This is a genomic window from Paenibacillus sp. Paensp38 (assembly GCF_059491915.1).
Map to the genome: position 1 here is coordinate 117,625 of NZ_CP168516.1, position 21,822 is coordinate 139,446.

The following is a 21,822-nucleotide window of genomic DNA, read 5'->3' on the forward strand; positions in this document are numbered from 1 at the left end:
TCCAAGGTATGACTTTATAACCGGTAGTTACCAGAAAACGTAGACACGAAAAATGAGGAAGAGTCCGATGGAGCCGTTCCGGGAATGGCCTGCGCGGTTCTTCTAAGAGTGACTAAGTGACATCTAGGTACAAAGCCTATCTATAAAGAATCTCTAAACCGGGAGTGTGTCGATGTGACAGAGAATACCAACGAGCAATATGGATTAACGCAAGCCCAGCGCCGAATATGGTTCATGGAAATTATGAATCCGGGAACGTCCATCACGATGCTTTCCGCGACCTACCAGATTACGGGCGAGATCAACACACAGCTTCTGAAGCAAGCGGCGGCAGAGATCGTCAAAACCTATGACGTTTTCCGAATCCGCATTAGCGGGGATTTGCAAAATCCAACGCAGTGGTTCGAAGAGCCGGAGAATGTCCAAGCTAGGATAAGCCGCCTCGAAATAGGCACAATCGAACAATTCTATGCTTGGGTGAAGGAAGTAAGCGAAAAACCGGCCAGCGTGTTCGACGAACACCTCTACGAATTTACGATTATTCATTTTGCGAACGGCCAAGTATGGCTCAATTTGACGGTAAACCATATTATCGCCGACGGCTTGTCCGTCAATGCTTTGCTGCATGCGGTGATGGAAAAATACCTGGAACTGCGCAAAGGCATCTCCAGCAGTTACCAGCCCCCTTCCTATCTAGATTATATTTCCGCGGAGCGTGAATATGAGCAATCGCAGCGTTATCAGAAAGGCAAGGAATACTGGCTGACGAAGTACAACACTTTGCCTGAAACGACCGGCATTAAATCGTATCCGCCATTCTCGATCGGCAGCGAATCCAATAAACTGTCCATCACTTTGGACGGTTCCCGGTATGAACGCATTCTGGCCTTCAGCGAACAATATCAGGTCAGCTTATATACATTATTTCTGTCCGCCATGTACGCCTTATTGTACAAGCTGACCGACAGCACCGATGTTCCGGTCGGCACGGTTTTTGCCAATCGCACCAGCAAGAAGGAAAAAGAAACGATTGGCATGTTCGTCAGCACCGTGGCTACGCGGATTCGTCTGAATCCAGACAGGAACGTGCTTTCCTTGATCCAAACGGTTTCCAAGGAAAATACGGCGGATCTGCGGTATCAGAAATACCCTTATAACCAATTGATCCAGGATTTACGCGAACAACACGGCCGCAACGATCTTTCGGGGCTGTTCCGCACGTCTCTGGAATATCTGCCTTTGAAAATCGTGGAGTACGAAGAAATCAAGGTACGCCTGGAGGCTCACTTCGCTAGGCACGAGATGGACGATTTGCTGCTGCGCTTCGACCATATGCTGAATGAAGGACATGTCATTCTCCATGCTTCCTATCGTACCGGCTTGTTCGAGACGGCCGAGATTGATCGGATTATGGAACAGTATGTAACCGTTCTGGACCAGTTTCTTCAGACTCCCGAACTGCCGGTACGCGAGATTTCTCTGCTGAGCGATGAGGAGAGACACCGCATTCTCAACGTTTTTAACCCGCCGGTGGCAGGGCTGAGCGAGGGAGAAGCGTTTCATCGGTATGTTGAAAAGTTTGCTCGAGAAATTCCAGATCATCCGGCAGTCGTCTACATGGACAAACAGCTGACCTACGGCGAATTGAACGAACGCGCCGAGCGGCTGGCTTCTCTCCTTCGCGAACAGGGCGTGGGAAGGGAGACGATTACGGGGATCTGGGCGGAGCGTTCGGTGGAACTGCTGGTCGGGGTGCTCGCCGTTTGGAAAGCCGGCGGAGCCTATGTACCGCTGGACCCCGATTATCCGGCGGAGCGGATTGAGTACATGCTCAGCGATAGCGATGCATCGGTGCTGCTTACGCAGCGTCATCTGTTGGAGCGGGCCGGAGGTTGGTTGGCCGATGACCGGCTGAAGCTTCAAGCTGTCTATGCCATGGACGATGAACAGATTTATAACGGGGATGCCTTAGCCGTGGAATTTCAATCTGCCAACAGCGCCCCGCAAGACTTGGCTTATGTGATTTACACCTCGGGTACGACGGGACGCCCGAAAGGCGTCATGATCGAGCACGGCAGTCTCGTGAATACGGCGGATGCGTACCGTCGCGAGTACCGGTTGGATCAGTTTCCGGTGCGGCTGCTGCAGTTGGCCAGCTTCTCGTTTGACGTGTTCGTCGGAGACATCGCGCGGACGCTGTATAACGGAGGCACGATGGTGATTGTGCCGAAGGATGACCGGATTGATCCGAACCTCTTATACGGCTGGATTCGGGACCAAAACATTACGGTATTCGAATCGACGCCTGCGCTCATCCTGCCGTTCATGCAGCATATTTATGAAGAAGGGCTGGACGTTAGCTCCATGCAGTTGCTGATTACCAGCTCGGATGCTTGCAGTGTCACCGATTACCGATTGCTGCAGGAAAGATTCGGCGGACAATTCCGCATCATCAACAGCTATGGAGTTACCGAAGCGGCCATTGACAGCAGCTTTTACGGTGAGCCGCTGGATAAGCTGCCACCGTCGGGTCATGTGCCGATCGGCAAAGCTTGGCTGAACGCCCGGTTTTACATTGTCGATGCCGCATTAAAGCCGGTTCCTGTAGGGGTACCGGGCGAGCTTGTCATCGGCGGCGCCGGGGTGGCGCGCGGGTACTGGAACCGTCCGGATCTAACCGCCGAGAAGTTTGCGGACAGCCCGTTTGTGCCGGGCGAACGTCTGTACCGGACAGGCGATTTGGCCCGCTGGCTGGAAGACGGCAACGTCGACTTCATCGGCCGGATCGACTATCAGGTGAAAATTCGCGGGTTCCGGATCGAACTCGGCGAAATTGAAACGGCCCTGCTGCGTTTCCCGGGCGTCAAGCAGGCTGTGGTGACCGACCGTATGGATGAGCAGGGGCAAAAGTATTTGTGCGGCTACGTGGCGGCGGATGCTTCCTTGCAACTGAGCGATCTGCTGTCCCAATTGAAGCAAAAGCTGCCGGCCCATATGGTCCCGGCCCGGCTGGTGTCTCTTGATAAGCTTCCGCTCACGCCGAACGGCAAAATTGACCGTAAAGCGCTGCCTGAACCGACCGGAGAGGTAGAAGCAGGCCGTGAGTATGTGGCTCCTCGCACAACGCTGGAAACAAGACTTGCTCTCATTTGGCAGCAGGTGCTGGGTATTGCGCGAGTTGGAGTCCAAGACGATTTCTTTGACTTGGGTGGTCATTCCTTGCGGGCCTCCACGCTGGTTTCCAAGATTCGGAAAGAGCTACAAGTCGAGGTTCCCCTGCGGGAAGTTTTCCGCTACACCACGATCGAACAGTTGGCCCAAAGAATCGGCGGTTTAAGGCAGCAGGAGACGTATGAGATTACAAAGGCGGCTGAGGCCGAGTACTATCCGGTTTCATCCGAACAAAAGCGTCTGTACGTCCTGCGCCAGCTTGACGGGGCCGAGCGCAGCTACAATATGTCGGCGGCGCTTCTTCTCGAAGGCAAGCTGGACCGCACGCGCGTCGAGCACGCGTTCCGGGCGCTGATTCAGCGCCATGAGACGCTGCGTACCGGGATCGAGCAGGTTCAAGGCGAGCTTGTCCAGCGCATCTATGACGAGGTGGAGTTTGCTGTGGATTATTTCCAAGCGAGCGAGCGGGAAGTGGAGCAAGTGGTAGAAGCTTACTATCACCCGTTTGATCTGACCAAGCCGCCACTTCTCCGCATCGGCCTGATCGAAGTCGCCGAGGATCGCCACATTCTGCTGTTCGATATGCACCATATCGTCTCGGACGGCATTTCGACAGCGCTGCTCTTCGACGAGTTCAGCCGCCTGTATCGGGGCGAGGAGCTGACCCCGCTGCGCATTCAATACAAAGATTATTCCGTTTGGCAGCATTCCGAAGCTTACGGGCAGATGCTCCAGCCGCAGAAGGAGTATTGGCTGGAACAGCTGTCGGGCGAGCTGCCGGTCTTGGAGCTACCGACGGACTTCCCGCGGCCTGCGGTGCAAAGCTTTGACGGCCGAACCGTGAAGTTTTATATCGAGAAAGATCGGACGGAGAAGCTGAAAGAGCTGGCGGCACGGACAGGGACGACCCTGTACATGGTGCTGCTGTCGGCTTACACCATCCTTATGCATAAATATTCGGGTCAGGAAGATCTGATCGTAGGAACGCCGATTGCCGGAAGAACGCAGGAAGAAGTGCAGCCGATCGTAGGGATGTTTATCAACACGCTGGCCATTCGCAGCCGTCCGGAGCGTTCCAAGCCGTACCTTTCGTACCTGGAAGAAATCAAGGACATCACGCTCGGGGCTTTCGAGCACCAAAATTATTTGTTCGAAGACTTGGTAGAAAGTCTTCACATTCCGCGCGCGACTGGCCGGAATCCGCTCTTTGACACGTTCTTCTCCCTGCAAAATACGGAGAACGAGCAAATTGTCATCGAGGGGCTGGAGCAATCGTTTTATCCACTGGAAAACCAAACATCCAAGTTCGAGCTACTCCTGGATATTTCGGAGCTGGACGGTCAGCTCGAATGCCGGTTGGAGTACGCTACGGCTTTGTATAAACAAGAGACCGCGGAGCGGTTCGCCAGACATTATGACAAGCTGCTCGAAACCATCGCAGCAGCGCCGGACGGGGATATTGCCTCGCTGGAAATGCTCACGGAGGAGGAAATCCGCGAGCTGGTGCGCGGTTTCAACGATTCGGAGGCGGACTACCCGCGGCAGCAGATGATTCACGGCTTGTTCGAAGAACAGGCGGAGCTTTACCCGGACAATGTGGCCGCCGTCATGAACGAGCGGCAGCTGACCTACCGCGAGCTGAACGAGCGATCCAACCGCCTTGCGCGGAAGCTGCGGGAGGCGGGAGTAGAAGCGGACCAGCTGGTAGCGATTCTGGCCGAACGCTCGCTCGATATGGTCGTTGGCATTCTGGCGATTCTCAAAGCGGGCGGAGCCTACGTGCCTGTCGATCCCGACTACCCGGAGGAGCGTATCCGCTTCATGATCGAGGATTCGGGCGCGCCGTTATTGCTGATTCAAAAGCATCTGCACGAGAAGACCGATTTCGCAGGAACGCGCCTCGAATTGGACGATTTCGTTTGGGGCGACAGAGGGGCGGACTCCGAAGGTGCGCTGGACGCTTCGAACCTGGAGCCGATTTCCGGGCCGAGCAACCTGGCATATGTCATCTACACGTCGGGAACGACCGGCAGACCGAAAGGAACGCTGATCGAGCATAAGAACGTCGTGCGGCTCCTGTTCAACGACAAGAACCTGTTCGACTTCGGGCCGTCCGACACGTGGACGCTGTTCCACTCGTTCTGCTTCGATTTCTCCGTCTGGGAAATGTACGGAGCGCTGCTGTACGGAGGCAAGCTGGTCATCGTACCGCCGCTGACGGCGAAAAATCCGGCCGATTTCCTGGCGCTGCTGGGCCGCGAACAGGTCACGATTTTGAACCAGACGCCAACGTACTTCTACCAGCTGCTGCGTGAGGTCTTGGCGGACCATCCGTACGATCTGCGGATTCGAAACGTCATCTTCGGGGGCGAAGCGCTGAGTCCGCTGCAGCTCAGGGGCTTCAAGACGAAGTACCCGGAGACGAAGCTGATCAATATGTACGGCATTACCGAGACGACGGTTCACGTGACGTATAAGGAAATCACGTGGGTCGAAATGGAGGCGGCGAAGAGCAATATCGGCAAGCCGATCCCGACGCTGAGGGTGTACGTCCTGGATGAAAACCGCCGCCCTGTGCCGATCGGCGTAGTGGGCGAAATGTACGTGGCCGGGGAAGGCCTTGCGAGAGGATACCTGAACCGTCCAGATCTGACGGCGGAGAAGTTCGTCGATTCCCCGTTTGCGGAGGGGGAGAAACTGTACCGCTCGGGCGACTTGGCGGCATGGCTGCCGGACGGCAACATCGAATACCTGGGCCGGATCGACCACCAGGTCAAAATCCGCGGGTACCGGATCGAGCTGGACGAAATCGAGACGCAGCTGCTGAACGTCAAGGGCGTGGAAGAAGCGGTGGTGCTCGCCCGTCAGGACGGCAAGGGCGAGAAGGCGCTTGTCGCCTACTTTGTGGCGGACCGGACGCTGACGGTCAGCGAAATGAGAACCTCGCTGGCCCAGGGAATGCCGGGGTACATGATCCCGTCGTACTTCGTGCAGCTGGAGCGCATGCCGCTGACGACCAACGGCAAAGTGGACCGCAAAGCGCTGCCGGAGCCGCAAGGCGGCTTACAAACGGGCGTCGAATACGTAGCGCCGCGTAACCGGACGGAGTCCCGGCTTGTGAAGATCTGGGAGGAAGTGCTGGGCTACTCCGGCATTGGAGTCCTGGAAAATTTCTTCGAGATCGGAGGCCACTCCTTGCGGGCGACGAACCTTGTCAGCAAGATTCAGAAGGAAATGAACGTCGAACTTCCGCTGCGCGATGTGTTCCGCTATACGACGGTAGAGTCGATGGCCGGGGCTATTGCCAGCTTGGAAGAAACGCGGCACTGCTCGATTCCGAAAGCGGAAGAGAAAGCGTACTATCCGGTTTCCTCCGCGCAAAAAAGGCTGTACGTCCTGCACCAGCTGGATAGTTCGGAGCTGAATTATAACCTCCCAAGCGCCTTGCAATTGGAAGGGGCTTTGAACGAGGTCAAAGTGGAAAAGGCGCTGACTACTTTGGTGGCCCGGCACGATATGCTGCGCACCGGTTTTGAAATCGTGAATGGGGAGCCGGTTCAGCGTATTCATCCGCTCGTAGCTTTCAAGGTCAAGAAGCTTCAAGCAAGCGAAGATCAGGTTGCGGCCATTCTTGAAGGCTTCATTCAGCCTTTTGACTTGACCCAGCCGCCTTTGCTGCGCGCCCTGCTGATCGAACTGGAGAAAGAGAAATTCCTGCTCGCGCTGGATATTCATCATATTGGTTCCGACGGCCTTTCCATGGACGTGCTGCTGCGCGAATTCGTGCGGCTTTACAATGGGGAAGAATTGCCGGAGCTGCGGATTCAATACAAGGATTACGCCGTTTGGCAGCAATCCGAGGAGCAGCGCCAGCGCATCAAACGGCAGGAGGAATACTGGCGCGAGGTATTCAGCTCCGAGCTTCCGGTTCTTGAGCTGCCTCTCGACTTCTCCCGCCCGGCCGTCCAGCAGTTTGACGGTCAAACGCTCACGTTTACGCTGGATGCGGAGAAAAGTGAAGCTCTCAAACGGCTTGCCGGCGATTCGGGGGCGACGCTATACATGCTTCTGCTGGCTGCGTACTCCGTATTGCTTCATAAATACGCGGGACAGGAAGATATAGTGGTCGGCACTCCGATTGCCGCCCGTTCTCACGCCGACCTGCAGCCGATTATCGGCATGTTCGTCAATACGCTGGCCCTTCGCTTGGGTCCGGCGGCGGAGCGGACGTTCCTGGATTACTTGCAGGAAGTGAAGGAAACGACGCTTGGAGCCTACGAGCACCAGGACTATCCGTTCGAGGAGCTGGTGGAAGCTCTTCAGGTGAGCCGGGATTTAAGCCGGAATCCTCTGTTTGACACCATGTTTTCTTTGCAAAAGCACGAAAGCTTGGATTTAACCCTGGAAGGCTTGCAATGGTCGCTGTTCGACATCGAGGAAAAGACGGCAAAGTTTGATCTTAGCTTTGATATCGTGGAAGCCGATAACGAGCTGGTTTGCAAGATCGAGTACGCTACCTCGTTGTTTAGACAGGAAACGATGGAACGGCTGGCGGGTCATTACGAGCAGCTTTTGGCGTCGATCTTGGCTCAGCCGGGTGCGCGGATTTCAGATTTGGATATCTTGCCGGACAGCGAAAAGCATGATTTGCTGGTCGGGTTTGACGTGTCGTCTTCGGCTCTTGCGAAGCAACCCGCCGCAGAGGGTACAGGTTTGGAAGCGGATGAGTCGTGGAGAGAGAGAACGTTCCACGAGCTGTTCGAGGAGCAGGCGGAGCGCACTCCGGGAGCGCTGGCGGTTGTCTACGAAGACAGCAAGCTGACGTATGCGGAGCTGAACGCCAAAGCGAATCGTCTGGCGTATGCACTGCGGGCGCGCGGGGTGAAGCCGGAGCAGGTGGTCGGCATTTTGGCCGGCCGTTCGGCGGAGCTGTTGATCGGGGTGCTCGCCGTATGGAAAGCGGGCGGCGCTTATGTGCCGCTCGACCCGGACTATCCGGCGGAGCGGATCGAGTATATGCTCGCGGACAGCGGGGCGTCGGTGCTGCTCACGCAGACCCGCCTGCTGGAGCAGGCGGAAGCTTGGCGCAGCGACGGAGCTCTAGTGCTGCAAACGGTGGTTGCGCTTGACGACGCCACGACGTACAGCCTCGGAGCGGCTGTGGGCGTACAAGCTTTGGGCGAAGCAGGCGCAGAGGCGGAGGCTTTGGCGCAAGCGGAAACGGCTTCTGCCGAAATGTCCGCCACGGCAGAAGCCGAGAAGAACGTACTAGCGGCGGATCTCGCATCGAATCCGGCGAATGTGAACAAGCCGCGCGATTTGGCTTACGTCATCTACACCTCCGGTACGACGGGCAAGCCGAAGGGCGTGATGATCGAGCACCGCAGCCTGGTGAACACGGCGGCGGGCTACCGGCGGGAATACCGCCTGGATCAGTTCCCGATCCGGCTGCTGCAGCTCGCGAGCTTCTCGTTCGACGTGTTCGTTGGGGACATTGCGCGGACGCTGTACAACGGCGGCACCATGGTCATCGTGCCGAAGGACGACCGGATTGATCCAACCCGCCTCTACGGCTGGATTCGCGACTACGCCGTGACGGTGTTCGAATCGACTCCGGCGCTGATCGTGCCGTTCATGGAGCATGTGCATGCCGAGGGTCTGGACCTCAGCTCGATGCAGCTGCTGATCACAAGCTCAGATTCGTGCAGCGTAGCGGATTACCGTACCTTGCAGGAGCGCTTCGGCTCGCAGTTCCGTATTATTAACAGCTACGGCGTAACAGAAGCAGCGATTGACTCCAGCTTCTATGACGAGCCGCTGGAGAAGTTGCCGAAGAAGGGCAGCGTGCCGATCGGGAAAGCGTGGCTGAACGCCAAGTTCTACATCGTGGATGCGAATCTGAAGCCGGTGCCGATCGGAGTGTTGGGCGAGCTGGTTATCGGCGGAGCGGGTGTGGCCCGCGGTTACTTGAACCGCTCGGATTTGACGGCGGAGAAATTCGTAGACAGCCCGTTCGCCGCTGGGGAGCGGCTGTACCGGACGGGCGACCTGGCGCGCTGGATGCCAGACGGCAACGTGGACTTCATCGGCCGGATCGACAACCAGGTTAAAATTCGCGGCTATCGGATCGAGCTTGGTGAAATTGAAGCGGCCATGAAAAATTTTGCCGGCGTGCGTCAAGCGCTTGTCATCGACCGGACGGACGAGCGGGGGCAGAAATATTTGTGCGGGTATGTCGTAGCGGATTCCAGCTTCGATCTGGAAAGGCTTGTAGCCCATCTGGACGCCGCGCTGCCTTCCCATATGGTGCCTTCGCGCATCATGCGCCTGGATCAAATGCCGCTTACGCCGAACGGGAAGATCGACCGTAAAGCGCTGCCTGTGCCGGAAGGAAGCATTCGTGTCGAGGCTGCATACACGGCGCCTCGTACTCCTGCCGAGCAAGCACTTGCGTCGGTCTGGCAGTCGGTGCTGGGCGTGGATCAGGTCGGCACGATGGACAATTTCTTTGCGCTCGGCGGCGATTCGATCAAGGCCTTGCAGGTATCGTCCCGTCTTTTGCAAACGGGGTACAAGCTGGTCATGAAAGATTTGTTCCATTACCCGACGATTTCCGCCCTTAGTTTGCATCTGCAAACGGCGGAGAGAACGGCAAGCCAGACCGAAGTGACGGGAGAGGTCATCTTGACCCCGATTCAGCGCTGGTTCTTTGAACAAAATCCGGCTGACGTACATCACAGCAACCAGGCGTTCATGCAGTTCTCCAAGCAAGGCTTTGACGAAGAAGCTTTACGCCAAGCGGTGCGTCAGCTTGTTGTGCATCACGATGCTCTCCGTACGGTTTACCGCCAAACCGAGAACGGCTATACCGCATGGAACCGTGGCGCCGGGGAGAACGAAGCACTGTTCGATCTGGAAGTTGTCGATTTCAAAGGAGTCGGCGACGTGAAAGAAGCGGTAGAGGCTAAGGCGAATGACATTCAAGCGAGCATCGATCTGGAAAACGGTCCGCTGGTGAAGCTCGGCTTGTTCCGCTGCGACGACGGCGACCACCTGCTCATCGCGATCCATCACTTGGTCGTAGACGGCGTATCCTGGCGGGTTCTGCTTGAGGATTTTGCTGCCGGCTATGAGCAGGCGCTGCAAGGGCAGCCGATCCGTCTGCCGCTCAAAACGGATTCATTCCAAACGTGGGCGAAACAGCTCGCTGATTATGCGAACGGTCCGGCGATGGAAAGCGAGAGAGAGTATTGGCAACATATCGAGCAATTGACCTATGAGCCGCTTCCGAAGGATTTTGAACAAGGCAGATCCAAGCTGAAGGACAGCGGGCTCGTGACCGTTCGCTGGACGGCAGAGGAAACCGAACAGCTGCTGAAGCAGGCACACCGTGCTTACCATACGGAAATGAACGATTTGCTGCTTGCTGCGCTTGGCCTCGCGGTACAAGCTTGGAGCGGCCGGGAACGCGTGCTGGTGAATCTCGAAGGCCACGGCCGGGAAGATATTTTGCCGGATGTGGACATTACGCGCACAGTAGGCTGGTTTACAAGCCAATTCCCTGTCGTTCTGGAGCCGGGTCACGCCCAGGCGCTCGGTCATCAGGTGAAACAGGTTAAGGAAAGCTTGCGCCGCATTCCGAACAAAGGAATCGGCTACGGCATCCTGCGTTATTTGTCGGCGTCGCGTGACGGCGAGCGCTTCGCTTTGGAGCCGGAGATCAGCTTTAACTATTTGGGTCAGTTCGACCAGGATTACGAAAGCAGCGACTCGCAGCCGTCTCCGTTCAGCTCGGGCTCCGATTCAAGCCCGAATGCAGTGATGGATTTTGTCCTCGATATCAACGGTATGGTGTCGGAAGGAGTGCTGGAACTCACGATCCGTTATGGGGAAACCCAGTATAAGCGGGAAACGGTAGAGCGCCTGGGCACCCTGCTTCAATCGAGCTTGCGTGAAGTCATCAGCCATTGCGTATCGAAAGAGCGGCCGGAGCTTACGCCTAGCGACGTACTGCTTCAAGATGTGACGGTGGAAGAACTGGAGCGGCTGTCTGAACATACGGCGGCGCTCGGCGAACTGGAGAATGTATACACCCTGACTCCGCTGCAAAAAGGGATGTTGTTCCACAGCCTGCTGGATGCCGATTCGGAAGCTTACTTCGAACAGGTGACCTTCGATCTGTACGGAAGCCTGAATGTCGAAGCCTTCACCCAAGGATTGGATACGCTGGTGCAGCGGAATGAGGCGCTGCGGACCAACTTTATTACTGGCTGGAGAGACGAGCCGCTTCAAGTGGTATTCCGCGAGCGGAAGTGTGAAGTGTACTTCAAAGATATTCGCTCGGTAAGCGATGAAGACCCGGAGAAGACGATAGCCGATTTTGTCAGCGCGGATAAAGCGAACAAGTTCGATTTTGCCCGAGGCTCTCTTATGCGCGTGACAGTTTTGCGCACGGGCGACGAGTCCTACCATGTGATCTGGAGTCACCATCACATTTTGATGGACGGCTGGTGCATGTCCTTCATGATCAAGGAAGTGTTCGACACCTACTTCGCGTTCCACGAGAAGCGGACGCTGGAGCTTCCTCCGGTTACCTCGTACTCCCGGTATATCGAATGGCTGGAAGCTCAAGATGCCGCGAAAGCTTCGCGTTACTGGTCCGAGTATTTGGCGGGTTACGATCAGCAGACCAAGCTGCCCCAGGAGAAAACGCAGCTGAAGCAGGGCGCTTTTGAAGCAGCTGAAATCGATGTGGAACTCAGCAAGGAACTGACCGGGCAAATCGGGCGGGTGGCGCGCCAGCAGCAGGTGACGCTCAATACGTTCATGCAGACCGTATGGGGACTGGTTCTGCAGGTATACAACAACAGCGAGGATGTTGTATTCGGCTCCGTCGTATCCGGGCGTCCGGCGGAAATTCCGGGCATCGAAAGCATGATCGGCCTGTTTATTAATACGATCCCGGTCCGTATTCAAGGCAAAGCCGAGGAGACGGTAGCCGATATCTTGAGAAAAACCCAGGACCAAGCGCTGGCATCGGGAGCTTACGAAACGTTCCCGCTGTTCGAGATTCAGTCGCTGAGCGAGCAAAAGCGCGACTTGATCAACCATATCATGGTCTTTGAAAATTATCCGATGGAAGAACAGATTGAGCAGGTCGTCGGCGGAGACAAAGAAGCGCTGAAAATCGCTAATATCCATTCGCCGGAGCAAACGAACTACGACCTGGACATTACCGTCATTCCGGAAGAGCATATTTTGCTGCGGTTTACGTACAATGCGCTGACGTTCAGAGAGGAAGACATTAGGCTGATCCACGGTCATTTTGCCCGGGCACTGGAGAAGGTTGCGGCTAACCCGAACATCCGCGTGAATCAGTTGGAGCTTTTGACGGCGGCGGAAAAAGAGCAAATTCTCGGCGCGTTTAACCCGGCGCAGCCGGAAGCGGCTCCTGCAGCCGCGTTCCACCGGCTGTTCGAGGAACAGGCGGAACGCACGCCGGAAGCGGCAGCTGTCGTGTACGAGAACGACCGGCTGACGTATGCGGAGCTGAACGAGCGGGCGAATCGCTTGGCGGCCACGCTGCGAGCAAGCGGCATCGGCCGGGAGACGATCGTCGGCATTCTCGCCGAGCGTTCGGTGGATTTGCTGGTGGCCGTGCTGGCCGTCTGGAAAGCGGGCGGGGCGTATGTGCCGCTCGACCCGGATTATCCGGCGGAGCGCGTGCGGTTCATGCTCGAAGACAGCGGAGCGAAGGTGCTGCTGACGCAAACGGCGCTGCGAGAGCGCGCCGAAGCCTGGCTCGGCGAAGAGGAGCTGGCGCTGGCGGCGGTGCTGTACCTCGACGACGAAACCTCGTACAGCGAGGAGCGGACGAATGCCGACAGCTTCCATGAAGCCCGTCCAGAGGACCTGGCGTACGTGATCTACACGTCGGGAACGACGGGCAAGCCGAAGGGCGTGATGATCGAGCACCGCAGCCTGGTGAACACGGCGGCGGGCTACCGGCGGGAATACCGGTTAGATCAGTTCCCGGTGCGGCTGCTGCAGCTCGCAAGCTTCTCGTTCGACGTGTTCGTGGGAGATATCGCGCGGACGCTGTATAACGGAGGCACGATGGTGATTGTGCCGAAGGACGACCGGATCGATCCGTCTCGTCTGCACCACTGGATGGAGCGGGAACGGGTCACCATCTTCGAATCGACGCCGGCGCTGATCGTGCCGTTCCTGGAGTACGTGCACGAGCAGCAACTGGATATGAGCTGGATGGAGCTGTTGATCACGAGCTCGGACAGCTGCGGCGTGGCGGATTATCGCACCTTGCAGGAACGCTTCGGCTCGTTGTTCCGGATCATCAACGCATACGGCGTGACGGAAGCGGCGATCGACTCCAGCTTCTACGACGAGGAGCTGGCGAAGCTGCCGCAGACAGGCCATGTGCCGATCGGCAAGGCGTGGCTGAATGCGAAATTCTACATCGTGGATGCGCATCTGAATCCGGTGCCGGTCGGGGTGCTGGGCGAGCTGGTCATCGGCGGAGTCGGAGTGGCTCGCGGGTACTTGAACCGTCCGGAGCTGACGGAAGAGAAGTTCGTAGACAGCCCGTTCGCCGCGGGCGAGCGGCTGTACCGCACGGGAGACTTGGCGCGGTGGATGGAGGACGGGAACGTGGACTTCATCGGCCGGATCGACAACCAGGCGAAAATCCGGGGGTACCGGATTGAGACGGGTGAAGTCGAAGCGAAGCTGCTGAGTGTAGGTGGCGTGAAGGAAGCGGTCGTCGTCGTCAGGGAAGGTCAAGAAGGTCAGAAAGCTTTGTGCGCTTATTATACAGCGGAAGAAGGCTTGACGGCGGCGGACCTGAAACGGGCGATCTCCAGCGAGTTGCCGGGTTACATGATCCCGTCGTACTTCGTCGAGCTGGAGCGCCTGCCTCTGACGCCGAACGGGAAAATCGACCGGAAGGCGTTGCCGGCACCGGAAGGGGGAGCAGGCGGAGGCCGCGAATACGTGGCGCCGCGCACCGAACTGGAGGCGAAGCTGGCCGCCATTTGGCAGGATGTGCTTGTTCGGGAGAAGGCGGTAGGCGTAACGGACAACTTCTTCGACATCGGCGGCCACTCCCTGCGGGCGACGACGCTTGTCAGCAAAATGCATAAGGAGCTAGGCGTTGAATTCCCGCTTCGCGACGTATTCCGCTACTCAACGGTTGAGGAAATGGCCGCGGCTATGGAGCGGCTGGAGATCGGCTCGTTCACAGCTATTCCGGCTGCGGAACCTAGCGAGTATTATTCGCTCTCTTCCGCTCAGAAACGTCTCTATATCTTGAACCAGCTGGAAGGAGCCGAGTTGAGCTACAACATACCGGGAGCTATGCTGCTTGAAGGGGAGCTCGACCGGCAGCGGTTTGAAGAAGCGTTCCGCGGGCTCGTAGCTCGTCATGAGACGCTGCGTACCGGCTTTGAGATGGTAAAAGGCGAAGCGGTTCAGCGGATTTACGAAGAAGCCGCCTTCCAGGTGGAATATGTGCAGATCAGCGGGGAGCAGGCGGAAGAAACGGTGCGCCAATTCGTTCGTCCGTTTGATCTAGCGAAGCCGCCACTTCTGCGGGTAGGCCTTGCCGAACTGGCGCCGGACCGGCACATTCTAATGTTCGATACGCATCATATCGTATCCGACGGCGTTTCGATTGACGTACTGATCGAAGAGTTCGTCCGCTTGTACAGCGGGGAACAGTTGGAGCCGCTCCGCATTCAGTACAAAGATTATGCGGTATGGCAGCAATCGGACAAGCAGAAAGCTCAGCTTGCCAAGCAGGAAGCCTACTGGCTCGACATGTTCCGCGGAGAGCTGCCGGTTTTGGAATTGCCGACGGACTATCCGCGCCCATCTATGCAGAGCTACGAGGGCCGCACGCTGCAATTGTTTATGGATAGCGAGAAAAGCGAGGGTCTGAAACGGCTTGCAGCCGAGAATGGCGCAACGCTTTACATGGTTCTGCTTGCTGGTTATACAATATTATTGCATAAGTATACAGGGCAAGAAGACGTGGTGGTCGGTACGCCGATTGCGGGCAGAAATCACAGCGACGTTCAGCCGCTGATCGGGATGTTCGTCAATACCCTGGCCATCCGCAGTTATCCGGCTGCCGGTAAGACGTTCCTTGACTACTTGAAGGAAATCAAGGAGACGACGCTGGGCGCTTTTGAACATCAGAATTATCCGTTTGAGGAACTGGTGGATAAAGTGAACGTGGCTCGCGATTTATCCCGCAATCCGCTGTTCGATACGATGTTTGCTTTGCAGAATACAGAGAATTTGGAAATGCAGCTTCCCGGACTCCATTTGTCGACGTATGCCAGCGAAGAAATTGTTTCTAAATTTGATCTCAGCTTGGACGTCACGGAGATCGAGGAAGGCTTGGAATATCTGTTTGAATATGCCACTGCTCTTTATAAAACCGAAACGGTGGAGAAATTGGCTGCTCACTACTTGCAGCTGCTTGAATCCATTCTCCGCAACCCGTCGGCGACTATTGCCGAGCTAGGCATTTTGACGGCGGCGGAAAAAGAGCAAATTCTCGGCGCGTTTAACCCGGCGCAGCCGGAAGCGGCTCCCGCGGTCGCATTCCACCGGCTGTTTGAGGAACAGGCGGAACGCACGCCGGAAGCGGCAGCTGTCGTGTACGAGAACGACCGGCTGACGTATGCGGAGCTGAACGAGCGGGCGAATCGCTTGGCGGCTACGCTGCGCGCAAGCGGCATCGGCCGGGAGACGATCGTCGGCATTCTCGCCGAGCGTTCGGTGGACTTGCTGGTGGCCGTGCTGGCCGTCTGGAAAGCGAGCGGGGCGTATGTGCCGCTCGACCCGGATTATCCGGCGGAGCGCGTGCGGTTCATGCTTGAAGACAGCGGAGCGAAGGTGCTGCTGACGCAAATGGCGCTGCGAGAGCGTGCCGAAGCCTGGCTCGGCGAAGAGGAGCTAGCGCTGGCGGCGGTGCTGTACCTCGACGACGAAGCGTCGTACAGCGACGAGCGGACGAATGCCGACAGCTTCCATGAAGCCCGTCCGGAGGATCTGGCGTATGTGATCTACACGTCGGGAACGACGGGCAAGCCGAAGGGCGTGATGATCGAGCACCGCAGCCTGGTGAACACGGCGGCGGGCTACCGGCGGGAATACCGGTTGGATCAGTTCCCGGTGCGGCTGCTGCAGCTGGCCAGCTTCTCGTTCGACGTGTTCGTGGGAGATATCGCGCGGACGCTGTACAACGGAGGCACGATGGTGATTGTGCCGAAGGACGACCGGATCGATCCGTCTCGTCTGCACTACTGGATTGAGCGAGAGCGGGTCACCATCTTCGAATCGACGCCAGCGCTGATCGTGCCGTTCCTGGAGTACGTGCACGAGCAGCAACTGGATATAAGCTGGATGGAGCTGTTGATCACGAGCTCGGACAGCTGTAGCGTGGCGGATTACCGAACCTTGCAGGAACGCTTCGGCTCGTTGTTCCGGATCATCAACGCATACGGTGTGACGGAAGCGGCAATCGACTCCAGTTTCTACGACGAGGAGCTGACGAAGCTGCCGCAGACAGGCCATGTGCCGATCGGCAAAGCGTGGCTGAATGCGAAATTCTACATCGTGGACGCGTACCTGAACCCGGTGCCGGTGGGGGTGCTGGGCGAGCTGGTTATCGGCGGAGTCGGAGTGGCGCGCGGGTACTTGAACCGTCCGGAGCTGACAGAAGAGAAGTTCGTAGACAGCCCGTTCGCCGCGGGCGAGCGGTTGTACCGCACGGGCGACTTGGCGCGGTGGATGGAAGACGGGAACGTGGACTTCATCGGCCGGATCGACAACCAGGCGAAAATCCGGGGGTACCGGATTGAGACGGGCGAAGTCGAAGCGAAGCTGCTGAGTGTAGGTGGCGTGAAGGAAGCGGTCGTCGTCGTCAGGGAAGATCAAGAAGGTCAGAAAGCTTTGTGCGCTTATTATACAGCGGAAGAAGGCTTGACGGCGGCGGACCTGAAACGGGCGATTGCCAGCGAGCTGCCGGGTTACATGATCCCGTCGTACTTCGTCGAGCTGGAGCGCCTGCCTCTGACGCCGAACGGGAAAATCGACCGGAAGGCGCTGCCGGCGCCGGAAGGGGGAGCAAGCGCAGGCCGCGAATACGTGGCGCCGCGCACCGAACTGGAGGCGAAACTGGTCGTCATCTGGCAGGACGTGCTCGGGCCGGTCACGATTGGCGTGACGGACAACTTCTTCGACCTCGGCGGGCACTCCCTGCGGGCGACGACACTGGTCAGCAAGGTGCACAAGGAGCTGAGCGTGGACCTGCCGCTGCGCGATGTGTTCCGGCACTCGACCATCGAAGCGATGGCCGAAGCGATCAGCCAATTGGAGCGGCAGGAACACCTCTCCATTCCGGTTCTGGAAGAGAGGGATTACTATCCGCTTTCCTCCGTGCAAAAACGGCTGTACATCCAGCAGCAGATGGAAGGCGCCGAGCTTAGCTACAACATGTCCGGCATGACGGTTCTCGTCGGGCACTTGGAACGGAATCAATTCGAGGCGGCGCTCAAAGGATTGATAGCTCGTCACGAAATTTTGCGAACCGGCTTCGAAATGGTCGACGGCGAACCGGTACAACGGATTTATCCGGACTTGAAGTTTGCCGTCGAGTATACGAAAGCGACGGAAAGTGAAACGAAGAGCATCGTAGACGGCTTTGTACGCGTCTTTGATTTGGAGCGGCCGCCGCTGCTGCGTGTGGGCTTAGTCGAATGGGAAGCGGAACGGCAACTGCTCATGCTGGACATTCATCATATCGTCACGGATGGCATGTCGATGGGCATCTTTGTCGAAGAGCTGCTGCGCCTGTATAACGGCGAGACTCTGGAACCGCTTCGGATTCAATACAAGGAATTCGCCGCTTGGCAGCAGTCCGAACCTGTAAAAGAGCGACTGAAACGTCAGGAAGCCTACTGGCTGGACGTGCTGGAAGGCGAACTGCCGACGCTTGAACTGCCTACGGACTTTGTCAGACCTACCGCTCGCAGCTTTGAGGGAGATGTGCTGCCTTTCAGCATCGACAAGCAGATGACCGACAGCTTGCAGCGCATCGCCGATGAGAACGGCGCCACCCTTTATATGGTGTTATTGGCGGCCTATTCAATCCTGCTCAGCAAGTACTCGGGACAAGAAGACTTCATTGTAGGCATGCCGGTTTCGGGCCGCACACATGCCGACCTAGAGCCGCTCATCGGAATGTTTGTCAACACTTTGGCGATTCGCCATTATCCGTCCGGGGAGAAGACGTTCCTCGCTTACTTGAACGAAGTCAAAGAAACGATGCTGGGGGCCTACGACCACCAGGATTATCCGTTCGAGGAGCTTGTGAAAAAGCTGCAGGCACCGCGAGATCAAAGCCGCAATCCTGTATTCGATGTCATGTTTGTTCTGGAAACCAAGGAAGATAACGTTCAAAGCTTCGGGGATATCAAGATCGAATCTTATCCGGAAACTCATACGGTTTCCCAATTTGATCTTACCTTGGTCATTTCGTTGCTGGATGAGGGAATGAACGGGCAGTTTGAATATGCTACCAAGTTGTTTACGCGCAATCTGATCGACAATTTCGCTCAGGACCTGCTCGTGATCATCACCCAAATTTGCGAACAGCCTTCGGTGCTGTTGAAGGATATTTCCCTGAACGGGCAATCCGAACAGGAGCAAGATGTGCTAGAGGCCATTGATATTATTTTCTAATCCCTTACCCGGCTTGGGTGTATGCCGTATTTTTCTCGGTACGCATCCTGCCGGGTGTTTTTTTCCAAATGAAAGGGAAAAATCCACCACAGGAATCTGACGTCAAGTGCCGCTGAGTAACGATTTCAATTTACTGGAAAATCGGCAAAATACAACAGAAATCCGAAAAACGAAAAGAAGTAATTGCCGATCGTTGCAGACGAGTTTAATCTTTTGACTATGACACCAGAAGAACAACAAAAGGCACACGAAGACTACAGGATAAAAAGGAAACGTGAAGCTCTTGGAGAAGACTTTTGGTATTATGCCGAAACGTTTTTTTCAGTATTACAATCAGGAGGCTGGAATAGTAATCTACCTTCCATAAGTTCACTATTTAAAGAATTAAGTAAAATCAAGCTATCATTCGAACAAAAAAAGAGAATTAATAAACTAGCTAGAGATATAATGGTTTCGTTGAAAGAAGTGAATAATGAATTAGTAAGAGATTTGATAGAAGAATTTAATAAAATAAAAATGGATAATAACCTAACTTTAGTTCAAAAAGAGCATCTGAAGACAGCACTTCTTGAACTCTCACGAACTACAGGGCGGTTAGTTCAAATATATGAACAATGGACTAAAGATGGACAGATTATTAGAGATAATTCTTTGAAAAAGAAAATTGATCATTTAAGCTCGTTATATGCGACATTCAGGATATTGAGGAAATGGTTATGAAAATTATATTATCGTAATAGTACAAGTTTCCAACTTTCTTTTTATGGTAATTTGTGGTAGTTTCAGACTTTTTATTTTTCGTGTTTATCACGTGCTCTGGCAAACGCAGTAAAATCAACAAATTTGGTTCACGACTTTTTTATCACCTGACACTTCCTGTTCAGAAACATTAATGTAGGTAACTACGATTTAGTGTTGGTAACTCAAGATTATTAAAAACACGGCTGCTTTGGTTTAAATAAATATTATGGTAAAGAAATATTAGAAAAGTTAAAGACAGGAGAACATATTGATAAGGATTAATTTGGAGAGACCATATATTATTTGTCTGTCACATGCTAACATCACTAAATGGCAAAATCGTTGGATATTTCTTAGAAGAGAATCGAACGGCATATTTTACTAAAAAATACAAGGGAATTCATGATCGTTACGAATGCCAAGCATGGATTTGCGGCAGGATTACCATGGAGAAACATTTCACTTTTGGAAAAAAATAAATTTAGATCAAGACAACACTCCGACGATCCCTAGAACAGATTACGTAGCGAATCCCAATGCTAAAACCTATGCAGTTGCAGTAGATCCTTTTAGGAAATTAGATGGACAAAAAACATCATTTCTAATGATGATGATCGATTCGGTCATCATATTATAGAAGTACTTTCCGAACAAGCATCGGATGCTCATTTAGCTCATTTGAAAAAGCTAGGTAACTCTTATGTTTTTGGAGGAAAAGAAAGTTTGAATTTCACTGTTGAAGGTTTAATTGATGAGATTAGTTTAGTTTAGTTTTAGTCCCGATAGTAGATGGTGCTTCTAACTCTTTGACGCTATTTGAAACGAGTGCTCATCTTCAAAAAACTAAGCCAGTAAATTTCTTTTTAAAGAGCGTAGAAAAACTGGACGATGGTGGGCTATGGATGAAGTAGGTGATAAATCCTTAAATAGGACTTGAGGCCATCAACTGTCCTCTTATTTGCTATGTTCAAGTTGGAGTGGCAGCCCTGATAGGCTGCCATTATTTTTCGTCCTTGGCTGTCGCTGTTATAACCCCTTGTTTTTCAAAAATGCCGACTTCACGGTAACCCATTTTCGATACAGCATCTGACCGTCTTCAAACTAAAAGGCATGAGCCCGGTACAATACCGAACTCATGCCCAACTGGTTGCATAAAAATATTTGTCTAACTTTAAGGGGGCACTTCATACAGGGCTGCTTTTATACTATGGGCTAATTGCTCGTGTATTTTACCCAATCATATTCAGCGTACAGCGGATTCGCTCCATTATACGAACCTAGCCAGTCGTCAACGCCAGTGCCATTCCATAAATTCATCATAATCTTGCCTGGCGTGCTTGGTATGTTTGTAGTTGCCGTATGCTTTAGAACCCCGTCAACATACCACTTAATGTATCCTGGCTGCCAATCGAAAGCATAGGTGTGAAAGCCTCTTGATGCATCAAAGCCCAGATCAACAACCTTCTCGTGACCACCGACACCGTTTGTATAATAGTTGAATTGCACTTTTGTCGTGTCTTTGCCTAAAAATTCAATATCTATTTCATCCCATTGCGTGCCATCAGTAGGCCCCGTATACGTAAAAAAGGAAGATACGATCCCTGTATTTTTAGCAGGCTTCATACTGACCTCGTATAAGCCGTATCTGTAAGTGTTCGTCGATCGATACTCTCCGCAGTCAAACTTATTGTACGCAGAACTCGTTAAGCCAAGCTTCATTTTGCCATCGTTCGTAAAATTAACATTATTGGCACGCCAAGTGCAATTAAACATGTTCCCATTGGAATATCCATCCGCCTTTTGCCATGCCCCCGAATTGAAACCATTAAGTGGTTCCCAAAAAACATTCCCCGCATAAACGCTTACCGAAAAAAACAGAGAGACAATGCCCGTGACCATTAAAGTGAACCAAGATTTCTTCTTCATTTTACACCTCCATAAAAGATTGACCAAACATGAAAGAAATGGATGACGATGATACATTATTTCAAGTATTGACCATCTTACCGAAAAAATAAAGCGCTTCCAAATTTGGTATCTTCATTGTAGTTTGAAATGGAGTCGTCCACAATAGCAAACTTAACACTTGAGGCATAATTTAAAAAAAACTAAATTTTATCAAGTTGTGGTTTAAAAATG

The 21,822-nt window shown here is 54.3% G+C and carries 3 protein-coding genes; 2 read left to right on the forward strand and 1 reads right to left on the reverse strand.

Features of this window, described 5'->3' with window-relative positions; all coding sequences use genetic code 11:
• Positions 1–174: 174 nt before the first annotated feature.
• Together ACEN8J_RS00600 and ACEN8J_RS00605 are read left to right on the forward strand one after the other, a co-directional pair.
• A complete protein-coding gene (locus ACEN8J_RS00600) occupies positions 175–18,942 on the forward strand; it encodes a non-ribosomal peptide synthetase (RefSeq protein ID WP_495594150.1) in 18,768 nt (6,255 codons plus the stop codon).
• Between the two features lie 213 nt (positions 18,943–19,155).
• Positions 19,156–19,662: a hypothetical protein gene (locus ACEN8J_RS00605; protein WP_495594151.1), complete on the forward strand. Its 507-nt coding sequence runs from the start codon at positions 19,156–19,158 to the stop codon at positions 19,660–19,662.
• 1,233 nt (positions 19,663–20,895) lie between these two features.
• Here ACEN8J_RS00605 and bglS read toward each other — a convergent pair.
• Complete coding sequence (bglS, locus tag ACEN8J_RS00610) at positions 20,896–21,609, reverse strand: beta-glucanase (protein WP_029519363.1); 714 nt, start codon at positions 21,607–21,609, stop codon at positions 20,896–20,898.
• Between the last annotated feature and the right edge of the window lie 213 nt (positions 21,610–21,822).